This is a genomic window from Natrinema caseinilyticum, from assembly GCF_024227435.1.
GTDB lineage: Archaea > Halobacteriota > Halobacteria > Halobacteriales > Natrialbaceae > Natrinema > Natrinema caseinilyticum.
Genome location: NZ_CP100445.1, coordinates 3,587,141 through 3,613,906, shown reverse-complemented (window position 1 = coordinate 3,613,906; position 26,766 = coordinate 3,587,141). Strand labels below are relative to the sequence as shown.

Sequence of the window (26,766 nt, the reverse complement as noted above, 5' to 3'; positions counted from 1 at the left end):
CTACCCCGCCCTACTCGTCGCCTTTGGCGACTCCTTGAGGGCGGGGCTTCCTGCTTCGACGACGCGACTTGCAGACACTTCAGAAGTATCCACAGCGGTCGCGGTCTCCACAGGCGTTGCTTCGGAGTGAACCACTCCTAGGTTCTCCAGACCACGCGACTGGATGTTCAACGCCGCGTTCCAATCCCTGTCCAACTCGAACCCACACGACGGGCAGGAATGTTCGCGGACCCACACCGGCTTCTCAGTCTCCACGCCACACGATGCACACTCTTTCGTCGTGCCACTCGGTTCGACTTCGATGACGTGACACCCGTTCTTCCGACCGTGATGTTTCAGAATCGTAATGAAGTTTCGCCAGCCGACTTCGGCCTTGTTCCGCGCGTTGCCACTGGCTTCAAGCAGTGACGTCACGTTCAAATCCTCAACGAACACGGCATCATGCTCGGTCGTGTAAAAGTGCGCGAGCTTGTGTTTATAATCTCGCTTCTTGTTCGACATGCGAGCATGGACCGTCGCGACTCGCCGCCGTTGCGTCTCCCAGTTGTTCGACTCGTACTGTTTGCGAGAAAGCGAGCGTTGCTCGCGCTCGAGGCGCTCACGCTCCGCAGACAGGTCAAGACGACCGACGGAGCGTCCGTCCGAATCGTGGACGAAGGTGAGAACGCCGAGGTCGATCCCAACCGTGTCTTCCGGCTCAATGTCCGCTGGGTCTGGTTTCTCTGGCGTGTCGGTGCTGATGCAGAACGAAGCGTACCACGCTCCTGTGGGTTCTTTCTTCACCGTGACTTCTTTGATAGCATCGTGGTCGGGAAGGTCACGGTGAAGGCGGAGTGGGATTTCGATGGTTTCACCGCGTACTTTTGTGAGGCGGAGTATCGCTCGATCTCTCGGACCACTCTTCGTGTCGAGTTCGAAGCCCGATTGCCGGTACGTAAAACTCCGGTACTCACGCGGTGACTTCCAGTTCAACGAGCCAACATCGTAGCCCTTGGCTTTGAGTGTGCCGAGGTTGGTGATGTTGGTTCGGATACGCTCGACAGCGTTCTGCAAGACGGTTGAGTAGACCTGTTTGAGGTCTGTCCACTGTTGCTTGAGTTGTGGGAGTTCGTCGCGGACGTGCCAGACGCGCTGTCGAAGCGTCCCCTCGTCTTCTGGTATCTTGTCGAATTCGTGGAGGGCGTGGTTGTAGAGTTGTCGCACGGTGTCACGAGTCCAGTCGAGACTCTCCCGTTGGGTGGTGGTGGGAAAGAGACGGTATCGTGGACTGTACTCCATGCGACTTGCTTTCGTCTATGAAGTGTGTTTTATTAAGTGTTTGCGAGTAACGGTGTGTGACAATCGTGCGGGTGCTGTATCCCCGCCCTCCTCGCTCCCGTCGGTCGCTCCTCAAGGACGGGGGCGTAGCACCCTCTCTTTCAGCTAACGCCGCTCGCCTCGCGAATTCCCCGCACGGTTTTCGGTTTTCTGCCACCTCGAGCCGCTGCGACCGGTTAACGAAGCCGACGGCCGCGCCGAGCTGACGTCGTCGAACCGAGGCGACTCGCCGTCGGCATGATCGGAGTGCGAATCGTGTCTACAGTGGGTGTACCCTCGAGCGACGCCGGTGTCGATCCACCGCCGGCCTCGATCCACGTTCCACCATCTACGCGTCGCTTTTTACGTGACGGTCACCGAGAGGTTCTCACGTGCGTTTGTCCGCTTCGCACCCTCGTTCCGTCCTTCAAGTCCCAACGTATCGTTTTCGGCTCGAGAGGCTCCTCACGTTCGTTCGTCGCAAAACGGTAGGGATGGGATTTGAACCACCTGAAGACGGTTTCGTTCGCTTCGCTCACGAACGTGCGTCTTCCGTAGTTCAAATCCCGCCGTTTCGTTTTTCGATCGAGAGACTCCTCACTACCTTCGTCGTGTTCTTTCACGAAAAACGGTAGGGATGGGATTTGAACCCATGAGGCTTGACAGCCACCTGCTCTCAAGGCAGGCGCGTTAGGCCGCTCTGCCACCCCACCTCGTCTCTCGATTCGCCGTACGTTCAAAAAGGGTTGTCGGTCTACCGGCGCTCGAGCGCGTCGCCCTCTCCGATCGAAAGCCCGAGGTCGTCCACCAGCGCCGCCGTCGCCTCGGCACCCGGTCGATCGGCGGCCTGGCGCGCCTCGATCCCGGCGATCGTCGTTTGCAGTCCGACGGGCGACGTGACCGTCGGGAGCATCGGTGCGAAACCGACGCCGAGACCGGCCTCGGTCCCACGCCGGGCCAGCGTCGGCAGTTCGGGCGTCGCGTACGCGTCGGTGAAGTCGATCGGCTGGGAAAACCCCGCGAAATAGATCCGCCCGCCGGTCGACGGCCCGAGGACGACGTCGTGGCGACGCAACGACATCGCCGCCCCGTCGATCTCCGTTCGGTTGACCAGCGGAACGGTCGGATCGAGGACGCCGACGCTCTGTGCGTCTTCGCGCTCTAACAGGTGGGTGACGGTGTTGCCGACGCGAGCCGATCGGCTGGAGCCGACCTGCCGTTCGAATCGGACGTCGGCGGTCTCGCCGAGAGCGTTCGAGACGAGGGACCGTATCTCCGCTTCCGGGTCACCGTCTGCCTGTGCTTCGGGCAGCGTCTCGGCGTCTCGATAGTTGACCAGCAGGTCGCCGCCGCTGCGTGCGACCGCCCACAGGACGTCCGCGAGGGCGGCTTCGTACAGCGACGCCGTCTCCGCGTCGGAAAGCGGGGACTGCTCGGCGAGCGACTGAAGCACGAGACCGTCTCGCGGCGGGTCGACCGGAACGACGACGATCATACCGACCATTCGGGGCGCGCGGGTATTGAACGCGGCGCTTCCCGATATCGTGTGCGGTCCGTTCGGTATCGTGCGCGGTCCGTCCGCTCTCGCGGATCGGACGCTGCGGGGTCGGGGCTCGAGCGATCCCGACGCGGCGGAAATCGCGACGAATTATAATGCAGGAGCGTCATCGGTCGAGCATGGACGATCGCTCGATCGCCGGACTGCTCGCGATGATCGTGATCGCAGCGCTGGCCATCCTCGGCGGATACGGCTTCGGTACCGGCTACCTGATCGACTCATCCGAATACCTCACGTCGACGATCGGCGCCCTCGTCGTCGCGGTCCTCGCCGTGGGTGCGCTAATCGCCCTCGGTGCGGGCTCGAGACGCTGGCGCGAGAACCCGTACTGGTGATCGACTGCTCGGTTTCGCTCCGGTACCGGTTCGGTCCTCTCGTTCCTCCCGTGCCCATCGTTCTTCCCGTTCCTACCGTTCTTGTCGTCCCTTCGTCTGCCGGTAATCCGACGCCATGAGCTGTGCGAAGGTCTCGATCCAGGTCTGCGTTTGCTCGTCGGTCTGTTCGTGCGGATCGATCATCGGAACCAGTTCGAACCCGCGACCGCGAATCCGCGCCGCGTGGTCGCCTGGAAGCGTGAGGTCGTCCGTCGGCGTCGTCGTGTACTCGGTTCCCAGTTCGGTCAGCGCGCTCTCGCCGACGGGAACGAGAATCTCGGGGTTGATCATCCGGATTTCGGCGTTGAGGTAGGGCTCACACGCGTCGATCTCGTCGTCGGTCGGCCGCCGGTCGGGATCGCGACAGCGCGTCAGATCCGTCAGGTAGGCGTTCTCGAGCGCGGGCGCGTCGGCCGGCGAGGTGACGTCACACAGGCCGAGGCGCTCGAGCATCCGCCGAAGCCCGCCCTCGCCGTCGCGTCCGCCCGCGCCGGCGAACGGGACGCCGACGGCGTCCGCTCGCGCCGTCGGCCGCTCGCCGACGAACAGGAAGTCCGCACCGACGTCGCCGTAGCCGTGTACCACCTGCGTGCGCGTCTCGCAAAGCGCCGGACAGTTCCGACACTCCTCGTCCATACCGAAGGGGTTCGCTCGAGACCGTTGATTTGCGTCCACACTCGCACCTCGAGGGGCAGACGCAAAAGTGGCGCGTCCGAATCCGGCCCGGTCGCCGCCGAGAACCGACCGATGCGTCGTCGAACGACCGGTGACCTGGGCGACGAGGAGTACGCAAAATCGTGGGTCTTGGGGCCACGTGGGACCTGCGACGGCGACACGGCGAGAACCGGTCTCGTATCGAGCGAACCGACTCAGCGCTCGAGGCCACCGCGGTCGGTGACCTCGAGGATGACCTTCATATTGCGAACGATCTCCTCGGGCGAGGTCTCTTCGCGCTCGTCGAAGAGGTCGCTGGTTCGGTACAGGACGTTCGCGAGTTGCTCGCGCTCGCTCGAGTCACCGCGAATGTCGTCGGCGATGTCTCGGAGGAAGTCGACGCGCTCGGCGTCGGATTCGAATTCGTAACCCGTGTTCGGGGTATCACCGCTCGAACCGACGTCGGAATCGTCGCCGTCGCTCGAGTCGGCGGTCATCGGTCGGGCGACGCTGCTTCGTTCCGGCGCGTCTGAGAGATTCCTTGCCGGTGGACGATGCCGGTATTGTTGGCGACGTTCTCGGTGAGCGTCCGGAGCGCGTCGCTGGTGTCGCCCCCGTCTTTCAGGACGGTCGGCTTCCCACCGTCGCCGCCCTCACGGACGGCGGTATCGAGGGGAATCGATCCGAGGAAGGGCATGTCGTGTTCCTCGGCGAACTCCTCGCCACCGCCGGAGCCGAAGATGTCGTGTTCGCCGCCGCAATCGGGACAGACGAACGTCGACATGTTTTCGGCGATCCCCAGGACGACGGTGTCGTGTTTGGCGAACATTTCGAGGCCCTTCCGGGCGTCGTCGAGCGCGACGCCCTGCGGGGTCGTGACGATGACCGCGCCGGTGACGGGCATGGTCTGAAGCATCGTCAGCTGGGTGTCACCGGTTCCCGGCGGGAGATCGACGACGAGGTAGTCGAGGTAGCCCCACTCGACGTCCTCGGTGAGTTGCGTGATTACCTTGTGGACCATCGGGCCGCGCCAGATGACGGGGTCGTCCTCGCCGGTGAGAAACGCCATACTCATCAGCTTCACGCCGTACTTTTCGGGCGGAACGAGAGTTTCGTCCTCGGTGGCCATCGGCGGCTCGTCGGCGGCGACCATCCGCGGAACGTTCGGGCCGTAGACGTCGGCGTCGAAGAGGCCGACGCGGGCACCGAGCTGCGAGAGGCCGGCGGCGAGGTTGACCGCGACGGTGGATTTGCCGACGCCGCCCTTTCCGGAGGCGACTGCGATGACGTTCTTGACGTTCGGCAGGACCTGTTCCTCGTTCGTGAGATCGTCCCGGTCGGGAACGCTCGCGGTGAGATCCGGTTCGAGCCCCGCATCCGTCAGTACACGTCGAACAGCGGCGGCGATGTCACTTTCGGTGGGCGAGTAGGGGGCCCCGAGGGCGAGATCGACCGCGACGCGGTCGCCGTCGCCGTCGATGTCGATGTCGTTTACGAGGCCGAGCGAAACGATGTCGTCGCCGAGTTCCGGATCGTCGACCGTCCGGAGGCGGTCGCGAACGGCGGCTTCGTCCATGTCGGTAGGTACCTCCGGGCCTCGAAAAGGGTTGTGTTCCCACCTTTTTACCGGCGGTCCTCGCTCACTCCGCTCGCTCGAACCGGCCGCGACGATCCGTCCGGCGAGAGTACCGCTCTCGCTGCCCGTTGCTCGCTTCGTCCGTGGTTCCGGTGGCCGTCCGTTCCTACCCCCTGAAATCGAACCGCGGCCCGCCGTAGGTCGGCGGATCGGGCTCGAGTTCCACGCCCTGCTCGTAGCGGACGAAATTGAGATAAAACGGGCGGCCACAGCCTTCGACGGGATCGCCCTCCAGATCGGTAACGGGTCCGTCCTCGCCACAGAGGAACTCGATCCCGTCGGCCTCCTCGACGGCCCCGTCCGGGGTGGCGTACTCCCACCCCGGTTGTGGGATCGTGGTGACGGATCGATCCGCGAGGTCGGGCCGTCGTTCGACGCTCACCACGGCACCGCAGTGCGGGCACGTGTACCTGACGGTGACGGTCATCGATGGCTCTAGGTGGTTCGAGGACGTATACTGTTCGCTGTCTATCGCCAGCGTCGGGCTGGATCGACGGGCCGTCTCCGGGCTCGCGTCTCGAGATGCCCGCCCGCTGACGGTCCGTATACCCGGAACACCTTTGCCGTTGTCGGGAATTCGTCAACGTATGATCGACGAGACCGCCGAGGAAATCAGGGAGATGCAAACGCACAGCTCCTCGGTAGTAGCCGCAAACGCCGCACGAGCCCTCCAGGAACTCGTCGAGCGGGAGTTCGCCACCGTCGAGGAGTACACCCGCGCGCTCGAGCGCAACGGCTCCGTCCTGCGGCGGGCGAACCCCTCTCACGCTTCGCTCCAGAACGCCGTTCGGGAAGTCGTCGACGACGTGGCCGACGCGGATCCCGACAGCGTCGATGAGGCGCGGCGGCTGACGAGCGAGAAGATCGACGAGGTCGTCACGCGGATCGAATCCGGCAAGCGATTGGCGGCCGAAAACGCCGTCGACGAACTCACCGACGGCGCGACCTTGCTGACTCACGATTACTCCTCGACGGTCCTCGAAGCCCTCGAGCAGGCCATCGAGGCGGGCAAGACGTTCGACGTCTACGTCACCGAGGCACGCCCCCGATATCTCGGACGCAAGACCGCCAGAACGCTCGCCGATCTCGAGGGGGTCGACGCCACGCTGGTCACCGACAGCGCCCACGGAATCTACCTCGAGGAGTGCGACCGCGTCGTCGTCGGGATGGATTGCATCGTCAACGAGACGCTGTACAATCGCGTCGGGACGTTCCCGATCGCCGCGACGGCGGCGCAGGTCGGCGTCCCGGTCACCGTCCTCGGTTCGGCCTCGAAAATCGTAAGCGAGGGGTTCGTCTTCGAGAACGAATTCCGCCCCGACAGCGAGGTGATGGCCGAACCGGCCGACGGCTTCGACGTGAAGAACCCCGCCTACGACGCGACGCCGGTCGACCTGCTCGAGAGCGTCATCACCGACGAAGGGCGACAGACGTTCTGAACGGACGAAGGGGCCCCCGCGAGTGAGAAATCCCCTGAACGCGCGCGCTACGCCCGTTCCCCGAACGTCCGTGGTGCCCCCTCGGTCGGACTGGCCCACTCGACGGCGTTGCGGAGCACGCGGCGAACCGCCGCGTCGTGGTAGATCGGATAGGTCTCGTGGCCCGGCCGGAAATAGAAGATTCGCCCGTTGCCGCGCCGGTAACAGCAGCCGCTTCGAAACACCTCGCCGCCCTCGAACCAGCTGACGAACACCTGCCGGTCGGGTTCGGGGACGTCGAACGGTTCGCCGTACATCTCCGTTTCGGGTAGTTCGACGAACTCGTCGAGTCCGTCGGCGATCGGATGACCGGGATCGACGACCCACAGGCGCTCTGTGGCGCCGTCCTCGCGATACTGCAGGCTGCAGGACGTTCCCATGAGCCGTACGAAGGGCTTCGCGTAGTGACTCGAGTGCAGCGGGAGAAACCCCATCCCCTCGAGAACACGGCGGTGAACGCGGTCGGCGACCGCGTCCGAGACCTCGTCGTGGGCCTCGTGGCCCCACCACAGGAGGACGTCGGTCGCCTCGAGGACCTCGGCAGTGAGACCGTGGTGGGGTTCGTCGAGCGTCGCGGTCCTGACGTCGTGTGCGTCGGCGAGTGCGGCGGCGAGTACCTCGTGGATTCCATTTGGGTAGACGGCCCCGACCGCCTCGTCCTCGCGTTCGTGGCGAAATTCGTTCCAGATCGTGACTGCGACCATATCGGTTCGGTCGACCGTCGTGAACTTAGCTCGGCCGGACGCGGGCGAGGACGGATGCGGTAAATAACATATTTATTCAATATATTTGAATATTCGTTCCGTAATAGTATGGCTCGTTATTAATTGCTAAATGATTGCACAGATTAATCGGTCACAACCCTTATTTCGATCGCCGACTGCCTCTCTCTATGGACCGGGATCGCACTCAAACGTCGTCGAAATGGTTCGTTTCTCACCGTCCGTTCGTTTCTGCTGACTCGAAATCGGGGGCCGAGACATGATCGGCGTCGGCATCGTCGGCCTCGGCGGTATGGGCACCCTCCACGCTCGAAGCGTTCGGGATCTCGGCGCCGACGTCGTCGCCGGTGCGGACCTCGTCCCGGAACAACGACGACGATTCGCCGACGAATTCGGCGCTGTCACGTACGAGACCCACGAGGAACTCGTCGTCGACGATGCGGTCGACGCCGTCATCGTGACCACGCCCAATCGGTTCCACGAACCGATCGCCGTCGCAGCCCTCGAGGCCGGCCGTGACGTCCTCGTGGAAAAACCGCTCGCGCATACCCTAGAAAGCGCAGAACGGATCGTCGACGCGGCGGCTAGAGCCGACGGCATCTGTATGGTCGGATTTCACAACCGCTACGCCGCCTCGATGGCCATGTTCGACGAACAGCACGCCCGCGGCCGCTTCGGCGACCTGACTCACGTCGAGGCCAACTACGTCCGTCGACGCGGCGTCCCGGGTCCTGGGTCGTGGTTTACCGACCCCGAACTCGCGGGCGGCGGTGCCCTCCTCGACATCGGCGTCCACGCCCTCGACCTCGCCCTCTACACGCTGGACTTTCCCGAGATCGTCGAGGTGAGCGGCGTCACGCGGACCACCTTCGGTACCAGGGAGGAATACGCGGATCCGGACGGCTTCGGGGACAACTGGGACGCTGAAGCCGAAACGTACGACGTCGACGATTCGGTCAGCGCGTTCGTCCGCTGTGCCGACGGCCAGACCATCTCGCTCGAGGCCGCCTGGGCGACCAACCGCCAGGAGAGCATGGACTTTCGCGTCCGCGGGACTCAGGCGGGCGCGCAGTTCGACATCGGAGACACGAACCTGGAGATCCTCGAGACGGGAACCGCCGGCAGCGACTACTACGCCGACGTCGATATGACCGGCGACACCACCGTGACCGGCTACGCCGAGCAGGACGAAGCGTTCCTCGCGGCCGTCGCCGCGGGGACGGCGCCGGAGACCAACACCGTCGAGGAGGCGCTGACCGTCCAGCGGGTCATCGACGCGATTTACCGCTCGAGCGAGAGCGGCCGGTCGGTGACGCTCGCGGAGAGTCCCCGGGAAACGGCCGCGCGAGCCAAACGGTAGCGGCGAACGTCGTTCGAATGCCGGTGGAGACACCGCTGGAGTCGTCTGTCCAGCAGTTCTCGTTCGAGGATTCCCCGCATCGTTCTCGAGTACGAGGACGAACCGGCCGACGTCCCTCTCGAATGTGACACGTCGTCTCGAGCAACGCGGACGGACCGTCGGGACCCGCTCGAGTCGCCTGAAAACCGACTTCAGTTCACTATTCCTCGGAGATGGCGGTAGGATACCCGTTGCCTGCGATCCGTCCGTCGTCGCGAGATCGCATCGGAACCGCTGCGGTCGACAGCGGCGACGAGCGAGGAAGCGGCTGAAAACAGAGACGAAGAGGCGAAACCGGTTACAGCACTTCGTCGAAGTCGTGGTGACCGTGGATATCGACGCCCTCGTCGGTGATCTCACAGAGGAAGACGCCGTTTCCGGAGCCGGTATCGCGCTCGACGGCGGATTTGATGCCGCGGGCTGCGACCGTCTTTGCCTCCTCGTTGGACATGTCCGGTTCGTAGGACTGCTCTAAGTGACCGTACGCGAGTTGCATTCCGCTGCCGGTGACGGTGTAATCGTCTTCCATGACGCCGCCGGCGGGGTCGATGCTGTAGACGTGGCTTCCTTCCTCGTCGACACCGCCGAGGATCGGGTGGATGGCGAAGAACGGGCCACCGCGAGCGAAGTTGCCCGCGAGCGTCGCCAGCGCGTCGATGTTCATCCGTTCGCCGCGACGCGCCTCGTAGAGGTTGACCTCGGCGCGGAGCGTCGAGATGAACGACTGGGCACCGCCGACGCTTCCGACGAGCGTGAGCGCGCCGGTCGGGTGGATCTGTTCGACCTTCTGGACGTTCTTGTTCGAGACGAACCGACCGCCGAGGCTGGCGCGCATATCAGTGGCGATGACGACACCGTCGGCGGTGGAAATCCCGATGGTGGTCGTTCCGGTTTTGTTCACGTTCTCGAGGTCGGCCCGCGTCAGATCGTTCTGTGGGAGGGAACCGACCTCCGGTTCGTAGGGATTCGGATCGTCGGCCAACTGGTTGACGGTCCGAGAAAAGTCGGAGTCGTGTGTAGGCGTACGCATTGCTGGGAACGTACGACCGGGACGGTATAAAACACCGGCGGTCACTGACCGTCGTTTCCGCTTCCACGCACCGAGAGATGGGATGGCCTCGAGCGTCGCGGGGAACGCGGTTCGAGCGTCGCAGGGAACGCCGTCCGGTGCGGTCGCTCGAGGGGCGAAAAACGGGAAATCCAGCCGCGCGGTCTCGTTCGTCAGGGCAGCGTGATCGAGTTCATCAGGGTTGTGCAGTCTCGTAGGCTTCCTCGACGTTGGCGAGGAGCCGGTGGATCGGCAGGGTGAACCCTGCCTGTCGAGCGGCGATCGCAAGCGGCATTGCGACGATACCGGTCACAATGCACAGCTGGTACAGTGCGAACAGCGTCGCGCGGTACACGCGGGATATCATCAGCGTTCAGCCGATGCTCAGACGGAGGGCCTATATAAGCCTTCTTGAAATCCTACATTCATAACGATTGATACGAGTTTATCGGGTCGGCGCAGTCTTGCGATTCAAGCTCGGTTTCGACGAACGCAACTGAGGGCGGACTCGAGGCGATGTATGGCTAAGCGGGCGGCAATCGACCGGGGGATTTCCCGTAAGTTATGGGAATCATTCTGCTCCCATGCGCACTCCACCGGCGGCGGAACGAACCCTGCGCGACCGTTCGCGCCGACGAACCGCAAAGCAGGAAACCCCTCGGAACGACCAACGCGTATGGGTAATTATCTCGTCGCGATGGAAGCCGCATGGCTCGTTCGTGACGTCGAAGCGATCGACGACGCGATTGGCGTCGCCGTCAGCGAAGCCGGAAAGCGACTCAACAGCGAAGACATGGACTACGTCGAAGTCGAGGTGGGCGCGACGGGCTGTCCGGCCTGCGGCGAGCCGTTCGACTCCGCGTTTATCGCGGCCGACACCGCACTCGTCGGACTCGGCCTCGAGATGGAAGTCTTCAACGCGGACAGCGAGGAACACGCCTCTCGCATCGCGAAGAGCGAGGTCGGCGGTGCGCTGCGGGACGTTCCGCTGTCGGTCGTCGAGATCGCAGAGGTCCCCGAAGACGAGTAATCGAGTCCGACAGTACGGTCGCGATTCGTCTCTCACCCAAAGACTTTCTATAACCCGTGGTTATTGTGTAGTATGGAACTCCCGACGCCCGCGGACCTCAGACAGCGCCGTACCGAACTCGAACTCACCCAGAGCGAACTCGCCGAGAAAGCCGACGTCTCTCAGCCGCTGATCGCCCGCATCGAGGGCGGCGACGTCGATCCCCGCCTGTCGACGCTCCGACGGATCGTCAACGCCCTCGAGAAGGCAGAGAACGACGTCATCCGCGCGGAGGATTTGATGAACGAGGCCGTCGTCAGCGTCTCTCCCGACGACCCCGTCAAGGAAGCCGCCCAAAAGATGGAAGAGGAGGCCTATTCGCAACTCGCGGTCATCCAGGACGGCATTCCCGTCGGTTCGATCAGTCAGACCGATCTGGTCCATCTCGACTCCGAAGATCGAGACGAGCCCGTCGAGCAACACATGAGCGAAAGCTTTCCGACCGTCTCGAAAGATGCCACGTCGGACGAGATTAGCAACCTGCTCGAACACTACAAGGCGGTGATGATCACCCAGGCCGGCGAAACCGTCGGCATCATCACCGAGGCGGACATCGCTGCGCGGTTGTCCTGACCGCGACCCGGGAACGTCCCGCAGTCCACGTCGACGCTCTCCGTTCGGTTCCGAGAATCAGGTGTCGACGTCGGGGCGAGGGGCGTTCTCGTACCGGACCATTTTGTCGGACTTATCGGAAATCGTCTCGTAGATGCGCTGGAGGGTTTCCTCGGCCTCGAGCAGGTTGTGTTCCGCGAGGAACGCCCGGCCCTCGTCGGTCAGCCGATAGAATTTCCAGGGGTACCCCTGCTGGCGCTCGTCCTCGGGCAGCGAGACCGCCTCGACGACGCCGGCGTCGACGAGCTTCTGTACGTGTTTGTACACCGTCGCCTCGCTCACGCTCGGATTCAGTTGCTCGAGTTCGTACATCGACGGGAGTTGCGCCGGATGCTGGACGATATTGGTCAGGAGCGCGAAGCGCGTCCGCTGGGTGACGAAGTGGACGAGTTCGCGCGCGTTCGCCCCCTCGGGAGTCCCCACATCGGTACTCATACGGCGGGCTACGGGTCGAGCCACCAAGTAGTTTTCCCTGGAGTAAACTACTCTGGAGTAACCCGCCGTAGGTGGTCGATCCCACGCCCCGGGGCCGTCTCGGCGCCTCCGATTTGCCGTTGGGTATCGGAAACGGAAACGACACGGTAACGACTATCCCTATTTCGCGATAATCGGACGAGTATGAGAAACGACGATCCGCCGGTCCCCGACGAGATCCTCACGAGCGCGAGCGAGCGCCTCGAGGACGAGGAGGTGACGCTCGCGGAGAACGAAGAGATCCTCCACGCGCTGAGTGAACTCCGTCCGATCTACGAGACCGATCGCTCGTACTTCGTCCTCGGAAATTACGACCGCGAACCGATCCGGCGGCTGAACCTGGTCGTCGATCGGTTGAACCGCCGCGCGGACGCCTACGCCTTTCGAATGGTCGACGTCCGCGGGGAGTGGGAAAACGGCATCCAGAAGTTCTGTCTGCTCGCGGACCTGGTCACTCACATCGTCGGCGTCGCCGAGAAAGAGCCGAGCGGTTTCCTCGTCGAACAGGGTCTGCTCGCGGGTACGAGCGACTACTTCTCGAAGAGTCACGTCCTCAAGCGGGAGTACGAGGACGAGGATCGGGCGTTCGACTGGATGCAAGACGGCGTCTTCGAACTACTCGAGGAGGAGGGGCGACTGTACCGGTGGGAAACCGAAGCGGAACTGGTCGAGGCGGTCGAAGCGTTGCCGTGAGTTCGACGCGGCGAACGAACGACCTCTCCAATCGACACGGCGAACGGACGATTCCGCGGACTCGGTCTCCGACGGCTGCTCGGACGCGACGGTCACCGATCGAACAGGAACGCGAACACGGTCGATTCGGCCTTCTGGAGGTGCTCCGCCGCGGTCGCCGTCGCACACCCCAGTTCTCGAGCGACGTCCGCGCTCGTCGCGGTCCGGGGGACGTCGTAGAACCCGAGCTCGAGTGCGGTTTCGACGGCTTCTCGCTGCCGGTCGGACAACCGGCCGACGGCGCTGTCGGCGGCGACCCTCGTGGCGCCGACCGTCTCGACCGTCACGCCGACGCCGTCGGGAACGCAGTCGACGGCGGCCTGAATGTCGGTCTCCGTTCCGACGATGGTGAACGTGTTGGTTCCGTCGTCGTTGTACTCGATCGGCGGTACCGTCATCAGGCTCCCGCGCGTGAAATTCTCGAACAACGAGCGGGCGGCCGCCGAGACCTCGCCCTCGAGAAAGCAGTAGCAGGTCCGGTCGGTCACCGGGAGCAATTCGAAGTCCGAGACCATCGGACTCTCGGCGAGTTCGCGTTCGAAGCGCCGGTAGTCGCCTTCGAGCCGGAAGAGAAAGCCGGTCGGCGCAGTCGAGACGTTCCAGTTGACGATTCGCGCTCGCTCGAGGTAGTTGGCTCCGCCCGCAAGCCGTTCGTATATCGGCGGCGCGTAGTCCCCTCGCGGACGTAACGTGATGCGGACGCGTTTCATGGCCACAGTTTCGATGACCGGTTCGAAAACGCTTGCTCCGAACGGTCACCGCCATCGGGACGAACGACGGATTCCGCAACCGAGAGGAACGACGGAATCGTCGCGCGGGGGCGGACGCGGCGGGAACGTCCAGGTGAGTATCGACGCGATCGACTGTGGGTCGTGTCGTCAGGGGTTGTCGGAGCGGGTACCGTCGGCCGATTCGGCCGCCATCGGGTCCGAGGCCTGTCGACGCAGATCGGAGGCGGGTCAGACGTGACCGGAGACGGGCACCGGTTCGTACGGCTCTTCGAGGTACTCGAGATCAGAGTCGGACAGCGAAATATCGAGCGCTTCGACGGCCTGCTCGAGGTGTTCGACGCTGGTGGTGCCGACGATCGGCGCGTCGACCCACTCCTTGTGGAACAGCCACGAGAGCGCGATCTGAGCCATGGTGACTCCCCTGTCGTCGGCCAGTTCGGCGACGCGCTCGTTGACCGTCGCTCCGCCGCCCTCGCGGTAGGGGTGTTCGTACATTCGCTCCTCGGCCTCGCCGCGTGTCGTCGCGTCGATTTCCTCGTGCGGTCGCGTCAAGTATCCGCGAGCCAGCGGCGACCACGGGAGGACGCCGACGGACTCTTTCTGACAGAGGGGGAGCATCTCCCGTTCTTCCTCCCGATAGACGAGGTTGTAGTGGTTCTGCATCGTCGCGAACCGCTCGAGGCCAAGCGAGTCGCTCGTGTGCAACGCGTCCGCGAACTGGTAGGCCCACATCGAAGATGCGCCGACGTATCGAACGTGACCCCGGCGGACCGCGTCGTCGAGCGCCCGAAGCGTCGTCTCGATCGGCGTCTTGTGATCGAGCCGATGGATCTGGTAGAGATCGATCGTGTCCATCCCGAGTCGGTCGCGACTCGCCGCCAGTTCCTGTTCGATCGCCTTCCGCGAGAGCCCACCGGAGTTGGGGTCGTCCTCCTGCATCCTGAAGAACCCCTTCGTCGCGACGACCGACTCCTCCTCGTAGCCCTCGAGTGCCTCCCCGAGTACGCGCTCCGACTCGCCCATCGAGTACATGTTCGCGGTGTCGAAGAAGTTGATCCCGAGGTCGATCGCGCGGTCGATGATCTCCTCGCTTTCCTCGTCGTCCAGCACCCACTCCCGCCAGTCGTCCGAGCCGAAGCTCATACAGCCCAGGCAGATGCGACTGACTTGCATTCCGGTCGAACCGAGCGTCGTGTACTCCATACGGGCCGCACGCAAACGACCGGCAAAACTGTATGCAGTGCGGCAATAGATAGTGCGCCGGACGCGGCGGTTATATTTTACTGGTCGAAGCGATAGCGAACCGGCCGGATATGGCAGACGAACGTGACGACCGAACCGCGAACGCAAACGACGATAACGGCATCGTCTCGCGACTGACAGGCGTGATCCGACGCAGATGAGCGCGCCGAAATCGGCCGTTTCGTTGCGACTTCGGTTTTTCGGCCCGCGACAGACGAGCGGGACGTCTTCGCGCCCGACGCGACGACCTACCTGCGCCCGAACAGTCGTTGAAGCACGGTGCGGTCGGTCGGTCGCTCCGTGATCAGGACCGAACTCTCGACCTCGTTGACGACGTCCATGTGTAACGAATCTCGCATGAGCCGCGAGAGTACGCCCGCCTCGGTCACCCCGATGAGGATCAGCGAGTGGTCCGGGGACGCACGACAGATGGCGTCCTCGACGTCGCCGGACTCGTCGACGGTGATCGTCGCGTCCTCGAGGTCGTGGTCCGCGGCCCACTCGGTGAGGAACTGTTCTCCCGCCGCGCGGTCGTCTCGACCGGCGACGACGTGCAAGAGCGTGATCTCGGCGTCGGTCTCCGTCCGGAGCGTCCGCGCGACCTCCGCGCTCAGGTCCGCGTCCGGGCCGCCGGCGGTCGGGAGGAGGACCCGCGACGTGTCCAGATCCCGATCTTTGAGGATCAGGAAGTCACAGGGAAGGTTTTTGGTCAACTCGTCGATCCGAGGTTCGACGCGACCGGCGCCCCACGGACGGTCGGCACCCCATCCCAGCAAAACGAGATCTGTCTGTTCGCGCTCCGCGGTGTCGAAAACGGCCTCGAACGCGCGATACGAGACGACCGTCGACGTTTCGCAGTCGACGTCGAACGCGGCGGCCCGTTCTCGGACACCGTCCATCTGTTCTTCCGATTCGGCAACGATCCGCTCGGTCTGTCCCGCGCTGAATCGCATGGGCGATCGGTCCGGTATCTGGACGATGTGAACGGCGTGAATGACCGCGTTGTCGTGGCCGCCCGCGAGCGTGCAGGCGAAATCGACGATCCCCGTTTCGGTTCGCGGGTTCGCGATCGGAACGAGAATGCGATACGCACCGTCCTCGGCCGCGTGCGTCTCGGTGGTGTTTATCAACGGGACGTACGACCGTCCCCCGTAACTGCCGAGGACCCACTCTCGAAGCGAAAGCTGTCGGTCCGCGCCTTCGAAGCGTGCCGACTCGAGGCGGCGCTCGCTCGTCTGGAAGTAGTTGACGACGGTGACGAGGGCGATGCCGCCGATGGTGTTTCCGAGCAGGACCGGCAGAACGAATTCGGTCACGCCGACGACTACGGCGATTTCACCGCCGAGCACCATGTAGACCATCTCGGTAAACGAGACGACGACGTGAAACAGGTTCCCGAGGGGGATCGCGAGGAAGGCCAGATAGACGGCGACGAGCCGCGAGATCGTGTCACGAGAGGCGTAGACGATCCAGACGACGCCGGCGACGATCAGACCCGCGAACGCCGCTTTCGAGAACAGCGTCCACCACGGCGTCTCGATCCCTTTCTCCGCCAGTTCCGTCGCGGCAACCGCCGCGTCGTCGTCGAAGACGTCGCCCCACGAGAGGGCCATCGCGCCGAGTCCGCCACCCGTGAAATTACCCGCCAGCACGATCGTCCAGTGGCGCAACAGCGCAGGGACGCTGGCGAGTCGCTCGAGTGTCAGGGCAACTGGCGGCAGCGTGTTCTCGGTATAGAGTTGGTAACCGCCGATAATGATGTAGATGAACCCCAGGGGATACAGGAGCGAACTCAAGATCGGATCGCCGTCCGTCGACGCCGTCATCGACGCGTACAGCAGAAACGTGATGGTGATCGCAAAGCCCCCGGCGAGGCCGCTGAAGAAGAGTTCGCGATTCCCGGAGGTGATTTCCTCGTCGGCCGCGGCGACGATCCGCTGGAAGATTTCGTCGGACGAGAACCGATCGCGAACGACCGCCCCGACCGCCGGTGCACCGCTTCTGGCCCGTTCGACCGCCTCACGGACCGGTTCCCGTTCGGGCGGCGTCCGATCTGCGCGCTGCTGGTCGGGCGAATCGTGGTTCGCTCGACGCTGTTCGGGTGGATCGCGATTACTCATCCTCGGATAGGGATCATAGCGCCTCGACGCGTTAAGTACCTGCTATAAGAACCTGTTACAGTCGCTCCGACGGCAATCTGACGATCCGGATGGACGAGTCGTCCACGTCGGCTCGCTCCGGCCGTTCGACTCGACCCGAGCGAACCCGTCCTCGAGCCCGCGGACCGAACGGAGGTGGTACTCGCCCCCGAATCAAACCCGAAGCGAGTCGGCGTCGAGTCGGCCGACGCCCCGTCTGGCGACGAGGAACGCGCCGACCGCGAGGACGCAGTAGGCGGCGAGCAAGCCCCACGTCGTCGCGGTCGGATTACCGATCGCGAACTTCGCAACGGTATTCGCGGGGTGTTCCGGAAGGACCGTCGAGACGACCAGCGCACCCACGGCGGCCACGGAGTAGACCAACTGGGCCTGCCGGCGATCGGGAGCGACCAGTGCGGTCGCGATACCGACGGCGACGACGAGCAGCACGAGCGCGGCCACCAGTACGACCAGCGCGGCGGGCATCGCGACGGCGGTGCCGTTGATCGTCAGCAGAAGGAACCAGGCGATCGCCTGAATCGGCGCGAGCGCTGCCGTCGCGAGCAGTTTCGCGTCGATCACGTCGGCGAGCGAGAGGGGAGCCACCCGCAGGAGTTCGAGGGTGCCACGCTGTCGTTCTTCGATCAGCGAGTCGACGGCGATCGACCCGCTGATGAACACCGATCGTCTTCCCCTCGTCGCTCAGTTCGCGCGTGAACTCGATGATGTAGTTGGTCGTCAACGGATCCAGCCCCGACGCCGGCTCGTCGAAGATCAGGACGTCGGGATCGTTCACCAGCGCCCGCGCGATCGCGACCTACCGTCGCATCCCCTTCGACATGTTGCCGATCCGGCGGTCGCGATGCTCGAGATCCAACCTGTCCAGCGACCCGTGGATCCGCTCGCGGGCGACGTCCCGGGGAACGTCGTAGAGGTCCGCGAAGAACTCGAGGTAGTCGACCGCGGTCAGCTCCTCGTACAGCGGTGACTCCTCCGGGAGAAATCCGAGTCGGCGCTGCATCGCGGGCTCTCCGGGTGTGTGGCCGGCGCCGACGGCACTTCCGGCGGACGGCTCGATCAGCCCGGCCAGCATCTTCAGCGTCGTGGTCTTTCCGCACCGTTCGGACCGACCACGCCGAAGACCTCGCCACGCGTTATCGAAAAGGAACTCCCCTCGACGGCGACGAAGCCGCCGTACTCCTTTCGGAGGTCGTCCACTTCGAGTATCGCCATTGGATAGCGCGACCGAGGCAGCCGCCCCAGTAAAATCTAGCGGCAATTGACAGTCAGGAGAGCGACGACGACCGGCCGACCGGCGGCGGTTTTCTCGTCCAAATCACCATGGTTACGGACCGCGTAGGATTACCCGATGACTCGAGTCCGGACCGTGCGAACGCCGGAGGGAAGCCGTCTCGAGGTCTCGAACGTCCTGTCGGTCCCCGCAACCGACGCCTGGGAGGCCATCGTCGACACGACGCTGTGGCCCGAGTGGTCGCCGGTCGTCCTCGGCGTCGAGGCGACGGACCGTCGAATTCGAACCGGGACGACCGGTCGGGTGCGGCTTCCCGGCGTCTGGGTTCCGTTTCGGATCACCTCGTGTGCGGACCGCCGGTGGACCTGGCGAGTGACCGAAATTCCGGCCGCCGGCCACCGCGTCGACGACCTCGGCGACGATCGCTGTCGGATCGCGTTCGAACTGCCACTCCACCAGGCGGGATACGCGCCGATCAGCCTGCGATCGCTCGAGAATCTCGAGGCGATACTCGAAGACGGGAAACCGGCCGTTCGCTAACTCCCCCTGTCGTTCGCTCCCCATTCACCCGGCGAGACCGACGAAGACGACGGCGGTCTCGTCCGTGACCGTCGTCGCTCGGACGACTCGGTCCGTCGGCTTCGCTCGTCGAACGGCCGTCGGCGGGACTCGAGTTTGGACGTCGTCTTCCCCGACCCGGTCGAACGGCGGCCGACGGACGTGACCGCTCGAGACGCCACGCTTCTCGGCGACGCCACGTCCTTCGACACCCTTCAACCGGAATCGGTCCCGTCGAGTAACCGTCCCCGGTACAGGTCCGCGACGTCCCGTTCGAACTCGTCGATCGGCACGACGTCGTCCCGGTCGAGGTCGTCGTACTGTTCGACGTACGCCGTCGCCTCCGCCTCGTCGGCGAAGGGAAGCGGGTTCAACCGCATCGGGTCCTCGACGCGGTCGGGGTCGGTCTCGAGCACGAAGTTCGCCTCGAACCCGTCGATCAGTTCGCGGGTCTCGAAATCGCGCGCCCAGATCCCCGCGACCGGCGCGTCGGGGGCGCCAAACTGCTCGGGAACGACGTAGTACGCGGCCATGCGGCCGGGCGAGCAGAAGTAGACGCGCTCGCTGTCCTCGTAGACGAGTTGCGCGTTCCGGTCGGGGAACTCCGCGAGAACCATGTTACAGACCGCACAGGTCGCGTCTTCCGGAACGTCGACGGGTTCGACCGACTCGTCCGCGTTCGTTCCCTCGTCGTTCGAATCGGTGTTCGAAAGCGCGGCGGCGACCTCCTCGACGCCGACGAGTCGGCCGCCGATCTCGCCGTCGGGGTGGGTTTCGGTGTGGACGATCACGGACGCGGATCCGTCCCTGATCGCATCGAGAGACTCTCCTTCGAGATCACCGGTGAGGGTATCGGCGGTGATCGCGCCGGGCGCGAGAACGCCGTCGAACCGTCCAGCCTGCGGTTCGGGCCCGGTCGCGTCAGGACCGGGATAGAGCCACGCGACGACGGGGCCCGCGTCACCGTCGGAGCCGAGGTGAATGTGCGCCTGCGTGGCGTCCCGGATGGCGTTCGCGAGCACCGCGTACTCGAGTTCGCTCCCGTCCTTGCTCAGGCTGACCACCGCCCCGCCCGTCGCGGTCGTCTCGACCGGTTCCAGCTGCTGATCGCCGGTCAACGCGGCGAAGAAGAGCCCGCTCGGTTCTCCACCATCGTCCTGGACGGTCTCGAAAGCGGACGCCGTCGCTCCAGCCGTTCCAAATCCGGTTCTGAGCGCCGTCGCTGCGCCGAGAACCACGAGGTCACGTCTTCGAACGCCGATATCGCTCCGTTCGTGTGACGGGTGCGAGTCGCCGTCGGACAGAGCCTCTTCCACGCTGGTTTCGATCCTAAAGGCGACACTTGAAACGTCACTGTCTATATGAGTGACCCCTCGAAATCGGACGAAAGCGGGCACACAGAGCGGCCTGTGTGCTGAACGGATTTCGCAGTCCGAGAGCAGTCGCCGCCTTCGCCTCGCGGAACTCGCCTTACGGCGGCCGCTCGAGCGAGAACCGGTCTGCGGTTCGGGCGTATCGACTCCCCGCGAGCCGCCCGACGGCGTCGATTTCGTCGACGTCGATCTTCCCGTCGGTCGTCACGGATTCCGCGAGGTGGACGCGACGAACCTCGCCGAGGACGAGCGTCGAACCGCCGACGTCGACGAGGTCGTGCAGGGTACACTCGAAGGCCACCTTCGCGTCCGCGACGCGCGGCGGTTCGACCGCGCTCGAGTCGGCGCGCTCGATGCCCGCGTGGTCGAATTCGCTGTCGCCGGCCGCCAGCGTCGCGCTGGTGTCGTTCATCGCCGCGGCCAGTTCCTCGGTGACGAGATTGACGACGAACTCGCCGGTGTCGCGGGCGTTACGCGGCGTGTCTTTGAGCCCGTCTGCGCCGTCGACGGGCGCAAACAGCAGGACCGGCGGTTCAACCGAAGCGACGGTAAAGAAGCTGTACGGCGCGAGGTTGTCGACGCCGGCTTCGCTTCGCGTACTCACCCACGCGATCGGTCGCGGGACGACCGCGCTCGAGAGGATCCGATAGAGCGTTCGATCGTGCTCGTCCGCGTCGATCTCCAGTGCGGGAGCCGCCTCCTCGGCGGTCGACTCGTTCTCCGTCATGGTTCACCCTCGAACCGTCGGTTCGGGGCCATCGGTGTCGCGGCAGCCATCGCGCTATCTACTAACATAATGTTATCCGGTTCGGAAGCGAACTACTAAAGCCGTTCGTAACGTACGCGAACGCAGAACACATCGATGTCATCGCCACAGACCAGTTCCCGCGAGCGAAACGCGGATGCCTGCCCCGTCATCGCCTCCCTCGAGCAGATTGGATCCCAATGGCGCCTCGCCGTCCTACACGAGTTGCTGGGCGGCGAACAGCGTTTTAACGAACTCAAGCGCTCGACCGGCGCGAACGCGCGGACCCTCTCGCGCGTCCTCGACGACCTCGGTGAGATGGGATTCGTCCAGCGCCGTCTCGAAGAGGACGCCCCCGTCGCAACCTTCTACAGCCTCACCGCCAAGGGCGAATCGCTCGAGCCGGTCTTCGACGAAATCGAATGCTGGGCCGGCGCCTGGCTCGAGGAGAACGCGCTCGAGCCCTGAGTCGAATGCTTCGAGAAAGGGCCGGGTACCCCGGCCGGGACGGTTCGGTCGCCCGACGCCGAGCGGACTACCGTTCCACACACCGGAGACGGTTCGGTTGCCGATTCCTGACTCCGAAAGCGGGATCGAGCGGTGTCAGGCGTGATCCGCGACGAACGCCTCGATTCGATTGAGCGCGTTACGCAGTTCCTCGAGGCCGGTCGCGTACGAGATTCGGAGGTGGCCCGCGCCGCCGTCGCCGAAGACGTCGCCCGGCACGACGGCGACGCCCTGTTCGCGGAGGACGTCCTCGGCGAATTCCTCCGCGGTGAAGCCCTCGGGCACCTCGGGGAAGCAGTAGAACGCGCCCTTCGCCTCGAAGACGTCCATCCCGATCTCGCGGAACCGTGAGAGGACGAACCGTCGCCGCCGGTCGTACTGATCGACCATCTCCCGGACGTCGTTCGCACAGGAGTCGAGGGCCTCGATCGCGGCGTACTGGGCCGTCGTCGGTGCCGAGAGCATCGTGTACTGGTGGATCTTGTTCATCGCACCGATGGCGTCGGCGGGGCCCAGCGCGTATCCGAGCCGAAGGCCGGTCATCGCGTGGGCCTTCGAGAAGCCGTTGAAGACGATGGTGCGCTCGCGCATCCCCTCGAAGCTCGCGATCGAGGTGTGGTCACCGTCGTAGGTCAATTCGGCGTAAATCTCGTCCGAGAGGACCGTCAAGTCGTGCTCGCGGGCGTACTCGGCGATCGGCTCGAGGTCGTCGGCGGACATGATCGCCCCGGTCGGGTTGTTCGGGTAGCAAAGCACCAGCAGGTCGGCCTCGGCCGCACCGGCCCGCTCTAGGCCCTCGACGGTGAGTCGGAACTCGTCTTCCTCTCTCGTCGGGACGGGCAGCACCTCGCCTCCTGCGAAGATCACGCCCGGCTCGTAGGAGATGTACGACGGCTGGGCGATCGCGACCGTGTCGCCGGGGTCGACGAACGCCCGAAAGGCCAGATCGACAGCCTCGCTCGCGCCCGCCGTGACGAGGATCTCCTCGTCGGGATCGTAGCCCAGGTCGAATCGGTCGGCGACGTAGTCGGCGATCGCCTCGCGGAGTTCGCGCTTGCCCCGATTCGCCGTGTACGACGTTTTGCCTTGCTCGAGCGACGTTATCGCGGCGTCGCGGGCCGCCCACGGGGTCGCGAAGTCCGGTTCGCCCACGCCCAGCGAGATGACTTCGTCGCGTTCCTCGGCGATCTCGAAGAAACGCCGGATCCCCGACGGCGGGACCGTCTGCACGCGGTCTGACAGTTCGAACGTCATGATCAGGGTGAAAACGAGAGGCGGTCGTCGTCTTCGCCGTCGCCGAGTTCGATCCCGTTTTCCTTGTAGGAAGTCATGACGTAATGGGTGACCGTCTGGGTGATCTCGGGGACGGGCGCGACCTTTTCGCTGATGAACTGGGACACCTCGCGGATGGAGTCGCCCTCGACTTCCATGTCGAAGTCGTAGTCGCCGCTGACCAGTCGCAGGGCTTTCACCTGCGGGAACCGCGCGAGTCGCTCGGCGATGTCGTCGTATCCCGTCTCGCGGTCGAGACGGACGTTCAATTCGACCTCGGCGCGGACGCGTTCGTCCTCGAGCCGATCCCAGTCGACGACCGCCTGATAGCCCCGGACGAGGCCTGCCGCCTCGAGTTCCTCGATTGCTGCCTCGACCTCTCGCTCGTCGAGGTCGGTCATTCGCGCGATGTCCGCCGCGGAGTACCGCGCGTTCTCACGAAGCAACTCGAGCACCTCGCGTTCGCTCATACCGCTTGCAAGCGCGAGCGCGAGTAAAGTTCTACCGTTCTCGTTCGTCGGTCGCGACGAGACGCGCGCTTTTGCGGGAGCGGCTCACCGATAGTTTTTGAACAGCAACGCCCGAACGTCGTCTCTCGTCTGGACCTGGTCGGTCGATCCGTCGGGAAGTTCGACGGCGTATCGATAGTCCGGCGAGGTCGCCTCCTCCCACTTGTCGTCGTGGGTCTCGAGCAGGCTCATCATCTCGTCTAACATGTCGTCGTCGTCGGCCGAGCCGACGTCACCGGCCGCCGTCGCGTTCGTGTCGTCGCCGTCGCCCGCCGCCTCGCCGTCCGCATCGTCGGCGTCGAACGACTCCGAATCACCGGCGGCGTCCGGGTCGGACGCCGCGCCGTCGGACTCGTCGTCCGAGGTCTCGTCGGCGTCGATGGTCTCGGTTTCGATGTACGACACTTCCTCGAGTTCGGTCGGATCGACCTCGCCGTCGATGGCGGCCACGACGGACGCGGATACGTCGTCCGTCGCCGAGGAGTCGACGTCACCGTCGGCGTCGATTTCGGTGTCCTCGTCGAGATTGTCTATCAGAAACTGGACGGCGTCCCGTTCGCGGACGAACCCGTACTTGCCGACGACCGATTCGGATATCTCCTCCCGGAGGTGGTGGATGAACGCGTACTGTTCGTCGGTGACCTCGAGCGTTTGCATATCCCGTCGATTATTGCGAAGGTACAAATATGTGAGTCGTCGATAGACTGCCACTCTCGAACGGACGGATACCGTCGATACAGCCCTCCGTTCTAGCCTGAAACCGCATTCCTCCCATATGTGCATGCCTGTCGGCCGAGGAACAAATAACTCGTTCTCGAGGTCGGACGAACCGGACGCCGAATCGTGTGGGCGTGCCCAGCGCCGAACCACGTGCGCGAACTGAGCGTCGGCTGATGCGTCCCGGTCGAGTGGCCGCGTGCGCGTTTAAAGGTGGGTGGACCTCGCCTGACCGAGCAGCAGTGATACTAAGGCCCTTCGGCAGCCACATCCGGCCGGCTATGGACGACGTACTCGAACTCGTAGACGTGATCGCCGACTCGGAACTCGAGGGAGCGTTCGTGTGGCTCCTCCGACTCGTCGGCCTGCTCGGCGTCGTTGCTGGTCTCGGCCTCTGGCTACTGACGGACATGGGACTGCTCGTCCTCCCGCTGATGTTGATCCTCGGCGGGTTCGCCTTGCTGATCGTCCCCGGTCACCTCCTTTCGGTCGCGGAACTCTTCGGGTAAGAGCCGCTCGAGAACGCGATGGACGCGCCCCCGTATCGCGGTCAGGGCCGGGACGGGACTTCCTTCCGACCCGTCAACGTGTCGGGATCGAGATAGTAGAACCGGAACGTGACCTCCTCTCGCGGCCGCTCGAAGATGTCGACTCTGGGGATCTGGATCGCCCACATCCCCTGTATCGTGGCCGACTCGTACGGCGTGTCCTCGAGATCGTCGAGCGTACCCGATGCGATGACGCTTTGCCACTTGTCGTCGATCTCGTCGAACACGACGAAAGAGACGGGTTTGTCGACCAGTTCACCTTTCCTGCTGTCTCGCGGAAACGATAGCTGGTAGTAGAACAGTTGTTCGTCCTCGTTGAATCCGTACGAGACCGGTATCGAGACCGGCGGGTCGCCGGACTCCGGTGCGAACGAAATGACTCCCGTCCCACCCCGCCCGAGGAACTCGCCTATCTCGTCGTCGGTCATCTGGAGCCAGCGCAATCCTTGCATGCTTCGATGGACGACGCGGAGCCAGATAATACGTTATTGCAACTATCCGAACAGTCGTGACGGGCTGTACGCCCGTCCGAGGCTCCGCGTCGTAATCCGACCGTGCCGGCGGCGCCAGACCGCAGACTCGAGCCCGCCGGTCGCGACGAGCGCGACGACACCGGACGGACGCGACGACGAGAAACGAACGTGACGATTAAGGACGGACGAGCCGAATACTCGGTATGGTCCTGACGGAATCGGAATCCGAACTCGCGGCCGGCGATATCGCACCCGACTTCGAACTCGAGGGCACCGACGGTGAGACGTATTCGCTCGCGTCGTTCGCCGACGTCGAGGCGCTCTTGTTCGTCTTCACGTGCAACCACTGCCCGTACGCGAAAGCGAAGTTCGACCTGCTGAACGAACTGGCCGCGGAATACGACGACGTCGCGGTCGTCGGCATCAATCCCAACGACGCCGAGGCGTATCCCGAGGACTCGTTCGAAACGATGCGGGAGTACGTCGCGGACGGGACGATCGACTACGACGCCTACCTGCGCGACGAACGTCAAGACGTCGCCCGCGAGTACGGGGCGGTCTGTACGCCGGATCCGTTTCTCTTCGACCGCACGGACGGGGAGTTCCGGCTGGTCTACCACGGCCGCCTCGACGACGCGCTCAATCCGGACGACGAGCCGTCCCGGTTTCACATCCGCGAAGCGATCGAGTCCGTACTCGCGGGCGAGGCCGTCGACCTCGAGTGGCAGCCCTCTCGCGGGTGCTCGATCAAGTGGAAAGACGAATGAGTTTCCCCGGCCGGTGACCGTCTCCGCCCCCGACGGGTGGACGCTCCGTTTTAGTGGTCGCCGTAGTAGGCGAGGCCATGAGTCACAGTCCGCGCGGAAACGCGCTCCGCGACTCGCTCGAGGCCGGCGAGGTCTCGCTCGGCGTCCTGGACAACACGTACAGTCCGACCGTCGTCGAACTCTACGCCACGATGGGTCTCGACTTCGTCTGGATCGACCTCGAACACGGCGGACCGAGCCCGTGGGACGCGGACCGACTGGAGGCACTTCTCCGGGCGGTAGAAGGGACCGACGCCGAGTTGCTGGTCCGGGTTCCGGATAGCGATCCCACGCTCGTCCGAAAGGCACTCGACGCCGGCGTTCGGAACGTCTTCCTCCCGCGGGTCGGCAGCGCCGAGGAACTCGAGGCGGCGGTGCGGGCCGGTCGGTTCGAGTACGACGGCGAACCCGGCCGCCGCGGCATGGCCTCACCTCGCGCGGGTCGCTGGGGACTGACCGACGATTACGTGTCGAGCGAGGACGAATCGGTCGTCGTCGGCGTCACCGTCGAAACCGAAGACGCGCTCGACGACCTCGCGGCAATTCTCGAGGTCCCCGAACTCGGATTCGTCTTCATCGGCCCGCTGGATCTCTCCGTCTCGCTGGGACATCCGGGTGAGTTCGACCACGAAGCGGTCGCGGAAGCCGTCGAAACGATTCGATCGGCGGCCGTCGACGCGGGCGTTCCCGTCGGCGGACTCGGTTTCGGCATGGACGACGTCAATCGGAAGGCCGAAAACGGGTACCAACTCCTGAATATCGGGACGACGACCGGCGCCTTGCAGTCGTCAGTGTCGGGCTGGCTGGACGACTACGACCACGGCTAGGTGCGTCGTCGGAACC

31 protein-coding genes, 1 tRNA gene and 2 pseudogenes are annotated in these 26,766 nt (G+C 64.4%); 11 read left to right on the top strand and 23 right to left on the bottom strand.

Going from position 1 to position 26,766, the window contains the following annotated elements:
- From NJT13_RS17810 to NJT13_RS17800, 3 genes are all read right to left on the bottom strand, one after another.
- Positions 1–1,278, bottom strand: a complete 1,278-nt coding sequence (locus NJT13_RS17810) for an RNA-guided endonuclease InsQ/TnpB family protein (protein WP_254523123.1) — start codon at positions 1,276–1,278, stop codon at positions 1–3.
- Between the two features lie 647 nt (positions 1,279–1,925).
- A tRNA-Ser gene (locus tag NJT13_RS17805) sits at positions 1,926–2,009 on the bottom strand.
- A 41-nt stretch (positions 2,010–2,050) separates the two neighbouring features.
- A complete protein-coding gene (locus tag NJT13_RS17800) occupies positions 2,051–2,791 on the bottom strand; it encodes a glycosyltransferase family protein (RefSeq protein ID WP_254523121.1) in 741 nt (246 codons plus the stop codon).
- A gap of 182 nt (positions 2,792–2,973) precedes the next feature.
- On the opposite strand from NJT13_RS17800, the gene NJT13_RS17795 reads away from it, so the two are divergent.
- Complete coding sequence (locus tag NJT13_RS17795; protein ID WP_254523119.1) at positions 2,974–3,189, top strand: hypothetical protein; 216 nt, start codon at positions 2,974–2,976, stop codon at positions 3,187–3,189.
- A 72-nt stretch (positions 3,190–3,261) separates the two neighbouring features.
- Here NJT13_RS17795 and NJT13_RS17790 read toward each other — a convergent pair whose 3' ends face one another.
- The 4 genes from NJT13_RS17790 to NJT13_RS17775 all read right to left on the bottom strand — a co-directional run bounded on the left by NJT13_RS17790 (position 3,262) and on the right by NJT13_RS17775 (position 5,945).
- Positions 3,262–3,864 (bottom strand): uracil-DNA glycosylase, encoded by a 603-nt coding sequence (locus NJT13_RS17790; protein ID WP_254525483.1) that lies wholly within the window; start codon positions 3,862–3,864, stop codon positions 3,262–3,264.
- A 233-nt stretch (positions 3,865–4,097) separates the two neighbouring features.
- Positions 4,098–4,379 (bottom strand): DUF7976 family protein, encoded by a 282-nt coding sequence (locus NJT13_RS17785; RefSeq protein ID WP_254523116.1) that lies wholly within the window; start codon positions 4,377–4,379, stop codon positions 4,098–4,100.
- Positions 4,376–5,458 (bottom strand): Mrp/NBP35 family ATP-binding protein, encoded by a 1,083-nt coding sequence (locus NJT13_RS17780; RefSeq protein ID WP_254523113.1) that lies wholly within the window; start codon positions 5,456–5,458, stop codon positions 4,376–4,378. The genes NJT13_RS17785 and NJT13_RS17780 overlap by 4 nt, the downstream gene beginning before the upstream one ends.
- A gap of 166 nt (positions 5,459–5,624) precedes the next feature.
- On the bottom strand, positions 5,625–5,945 hold the full coding sequence (locus tag NJT13_RS17775) for a DUF7969 family protein (protein WP_254523109.1): 321 nt from the start codon (positions 5,943–5,945) through the stop codon (positions 5,625–5,627).
- A 160-nt stretch (positions 5,946–6,105) separates the two neighbouring features.
- Between NJT13_RS17775 and NJT13_RS17770 the strand changes: the two genes are divergently transcribed.
- Positions 6,106–6,957 carry an eIF2B alpha/beta/delta subunit family protein gene (locus NJT13_RS17770; RefSeq protein WP_254523107.1) on the top strand — a complete coding sequence of 284 codons (852 nt, stop codon included), beginning with the start codon at positions 6,106–6,108 and terminating at the stop codon, positions 6,955–6,957.
- Between the two features lie 47 nt (positions 6,958–7,004).
- Here NJT13_RS17770 and NJT13_RS17765 read toward each other — a convergent pair whose 3' ends face one another.
- A complete protein-coding gene (locus tag NJT13_RS17765; RefSeq protein WP_254523106.1) occupies positions 7,005–7,700 on the bottom strand; it encodes a ThuA domain-containing protein in 696 nt (231 codons plus the stop codon).
- Between the two features lie 277 nt (positions 7,701–7,977).
- Between NJT13_RS17765 and NJT13_RS17760 the strand changes: the two genes are divergently transcribed.
- Complete coding sequence (locus NJT13_RS17760; RefSeq protein ID WP_254523103.1) at positions 7,978–9,078, top strand: Gfo/Idh/MocA family protein; 1,101 nt, start codon at positions 7,978–7,980, stop codon at positions 9,076–9,078.
- Positions 9,079–9,415: 337 nt separating this feature from the next.
- Here the strand turns inward: NJT13_RS17760 and psmB are convergent, their stop codons facing one another.
- On the bottom strand, positions 9,416–10,147 hold the full coding sequence (gene psmB / locus NJT13_RS17755) for an archaeal proteasome endopeptidase complex subunit beta (protein ID WP_254523102.1): 732 nt from the start codon (positions 10,145–10,147) through the stop codon (positions 9,416–9,418).
- 214 nt (positions 10,148–10,361) lie between these two features.
- Positions 10,362–10,532 (bottom strand): hypothetical protein, encoded by a 171-nt coding sequence (locus NJT13_RS17750; RefSeq protein ID WP_254523100.1) that lies wholly within the window; start codon positions 10,530–10,532, stop codon positions 10,362–10,364.
- 309 nt (positions 10,533–10,841) lie between these two features.
- Here NJT13_RS17750 and NJT13_RS17745 point away from each other — a divergent pair, with 309 nt between their 5' ends.
- Complete coding sequence (locus NJT13_RS17745; RefSeq protein WP_254523099.1) at positions 10,842–11,195, top strand: DUF555 domain-containing protein; 354 nt, start codon at positions 10,842–10,844, stop codon at positions 11,193–11,195.
- Between the two features lie 72 nt (positions 11,196–11,267).
- Complete coding sequence (locus NJT13_RS17740; protein ID WP_254523096.1) at positions 11,268–11,807, top strand: CBS domain-containing protein; 540 nt, start codon at positions 11,268–11,270, stop codon at positions 11,805–11,807.
- Positions 11,808–11,864: 57 nt separating this feature from the next.
- Here the strand turns inward: NJT13_RS17740 and NJT13_RS17735 are convergent, their stop codons facing one another.
- Entirely contained in the window at positions 11,865–12,281 is a 417-nt protein-coding gene (locus NJT13_RS17735) for a helix-turn-helix transcriptional regulator (RefSeq protein WP_254523094.1), read from the bottom strand.
- Positions 12,282–12,464: 183 nt separating this feature from the next.
- Here NJT13_RS17735 and NJT13_RS17730 point away from each other — a divergent pair, with 183 nt between their 5' ends.
- Entirely contained in the window at positions 12,465–13,013 is a 549-nt protein-coding gene (locus NJT13_RS17730; RefSeq protein ID WP_254523091.1) for a DUF8170 family protein, read from the top strand.
- A 92-nt stretch (positions 13,014–13,105) separates the two neighbouring features.
- Here NJT13_RS17730 and NJT13_RS17725 read toward each other — a convergent pair whose 3' ends face one another.
- From NJT13_RS17725 to NJT13_RS17705, 5 genes and pseudogenes are all read right to left on the bottom strand, one after another.
- The gene (locus NJT13_RS17725) at positions 13,106–13,762 is read right to left on the bottom strand and encodes a helix-turn-helix domain-containing protein (protein WP_254523090.1); all 657 of its coding nucleotides are present in this window, start codon (positions 13,760–13,762) and stop codon (positions 13,106–13,108) included.
- 249 nt (positions 13,763–14,011) lie between these two features.
- Entirely contained in the window at positions 14,012–14,986 is a 975-nt protein-coding gene (locus tag NJT13_RS17720) for an aldo/keto reductase (RefSeq protein WP_254523088.1), read from the bottom strand.
- Between the two features lie 287 nt (positions 14,987–15,273).
- Positions 15,274–17,145, bottom strand: a complete 1,872-nt coding sequence (locus NJT13_RS17715) for a formate/nitrite transporter family protein (RefSeq protein ID WP_254523086.1) — start codon at positions 17,143–17,145, stop codon at positions 15,274–15,276.
- A 192-nt stretch (positions 17,146–17,337) separates the two neighbouring features.
- Positions 17,338–17,844, bottom strand: a pseudogene (locus NJT13_RS17710) (ABC transporter permease); the annotation flags it as partial.
- A 1-nt stretch (position 17,845) separates the two neighbouring features.
- A pseudogene (locus NJT13_RS17705) lies at positions 17,846–18,396 on the bottom strand (ABC transporter ATP-binding protein); the annotation flags it as partial.
- 136 nt (positions 18,397–18,532) lie between these two features.
- On the opposite strand from NJT13_RS17705, the gene NJT13_RS17700 reads away from it, so the two are divergent.
- Positions 18,533–18,955 (top strand): SRPBCC family protein, encoded by a 423-nt coding sequence (locus NJT13_RS17700; protein ID WP_254523083.1) that lies wholly within the window; start codon positions 18,533–18,535, stop codon positions 18,953–18,955.
- 24 nt (positions 18,956–18,979) lie between these two features.
- On the opposite strand, the gene NJT13_RS17695 is transcribed toward NJT13_RS17700, so the two are convergent.
- The 3 genes from NJT13_RS17695 to NJT13_RS17685 all read right to left on the bottom strand — a co-directional run bounded on the left by NJT13_RS17695 (position 18,980) and on the right by NJT13_RS17685 (position 21,073).
- The gene (locus NJT13_RS17695; protein WP_254523082.1) at positions 18,980–19,192 is read right to left on the bottom strand and encodes a hypothetical protein; all 213 of its coding nucleotides are present in this window, start codon (positions 19,190–19,192) and stop codon (positions 18,980–18,982) included.
- Positions 19,189–20,289, bottom strand: coding sequence for a CHRD domain-containing protein (locus NJT13_RS17690; protein ID WP_254523080.1), 1,101 nt, complete (start codon positions 20,287–20,289; stop codon positions 19,189–19,191). The genes NJT13_RS17695 and NJT13_RS17690 overlap by 4 nt, the downstream gene beginning before the upstream one ends.
- A gap of 154 nt (positions 20,290–20,443) precedes the next feature.
- Entirely contained in the window at positions 20,444–21,073 is a 630-nt protein-coding gene (locus NJT13_RS17685; protein WP_254523079.1) for a flavin reductase family protein, read from the bottom strand.
- 135 nt (positions 21,074–21,208) lie between these two features.
- Here NJT13_RS17685 and NJT13_RS17680 point away from each other — a divergent pair, with 135 nt between their 5' ends.
- A complete protein-coding gene (locus NJT13_RS17680) occupies positions 21,209–21,559 on the top strand; it encodes a winged helix-turn-helix transcriptional regulator (RefSeq protein WP_254523078.1) in 351 nt (116 codons plus the stop codon).
- Between the two features lie 135 nt (positions 21,560–21,694).
- On the opposite strand, the gene NJT13_RS17675 is transcribed toward NJT13_RS17680, so the two are convergent.
- The 3 genes from NJT13_RS17675 to NJT13_RS17665 form a co-directional block, all read right to left on the bottom strand.
- Positions 21,695–22,852 (bottom strand): pyridoxal phosphate-dependent aminotransferase, encoded by a 1,158-nt coding sequence (locus NJT13_RS17675; RefSeq protein WP_254523077.1) that lies wholly within the window; start codon positions 22,850–22,852, stop codon positions 21,695–21,697.
- A 2-nt stretch (positions 22,853–22,854) separates the two neighbouring features.
- Positions 22,855–23,340, bottom strand: a complete 486-nt coding sequence (locus NJT13_RS17670) for an Lrp/AsnC family transcriptional regulator (RefSeq protein ID WP_254523074.1) — start codon at positions 23,338–23,340, stop codon at positions 22,855–22,857.
- An 84-nt stretch (positions 23,341–23,424) separates the two neighbouring features.
- Positions 23,425–24,036 carry a hypothetical protein gene (locus NJT13_RS17665; protein WP_254523072.1) on the bottom strand — a complete coding sequence of 204 codons (612 nt, stop codon included), beginning with the start codon at positions 24,034–24,036 and terminating at the stop codon, positions 23,425–23,427.
- A 341-nt stretch (positions 24,037–24,377) separates the two neighbouring features.
- Between NJT13_RS17665 and NJT13_RS17660 the strand changes: the two genes are divergently transcribed.
- Positions 24,378–24,605 (top strand): hypothetical protein, encoded by a 228-nt coding sequence (locus NJT13_RS17660; RefSeq protein ID WP_254523070.1) that lies wholly within the window; start codon positions 24,378–24,380, stop codon positions 24,603–24,605.
- 41 nt (positions 24,606–24,646) lie between these two features.
- Here NJT13_RS17660 and NJT13_RS17655 read toward each other — a convergent pair whose 3' ends face one another.
- Positions 24,647–25,096: a pyridoxamine 5'-phosphate oxidase family protein gene (locus NJT13_RS17655; protein WP_254523067.1), complete on the bottom strand. Its 450-nt coding sequence runs from the start codon at positions 25,094–25,096 to the stop codon at positions 24,647–24,649.
- Between the two features lie 224 nt (positions 25,097–25,320).
- Between NJT13_RS17655 and NJT13_RS17650 the strand changes: the two genes are divergently transcribed.
- Together NJT13_RS17650 and NJT13_RS17645 are read left to right on the top strand one after the other, a co-directional pair.
- Positions 25,321–25,884 (top strand): thioredoxin family protein, encoded by a 564-nt coding sequence (locus tag NJT13_RS17650; protein WP_254523064.1) that lies wholly within the window; start codon positions 25,321–25,323, stop codon positions 25,882–25,884.
- A 77-nt stretch (positions 25,885–25,961) separates the two neighbouring features.
- Entirely contained in the window at positions 25,962–26,750 is a 789-nt protein-coding gene (locus NJT13_RS17645) for an HpcH/HpaI aldolase family protein (protein WP_254523063.1), read from the top strand.
- Positions 26,751–26,766: the final 16 nt, after the last annotated feature.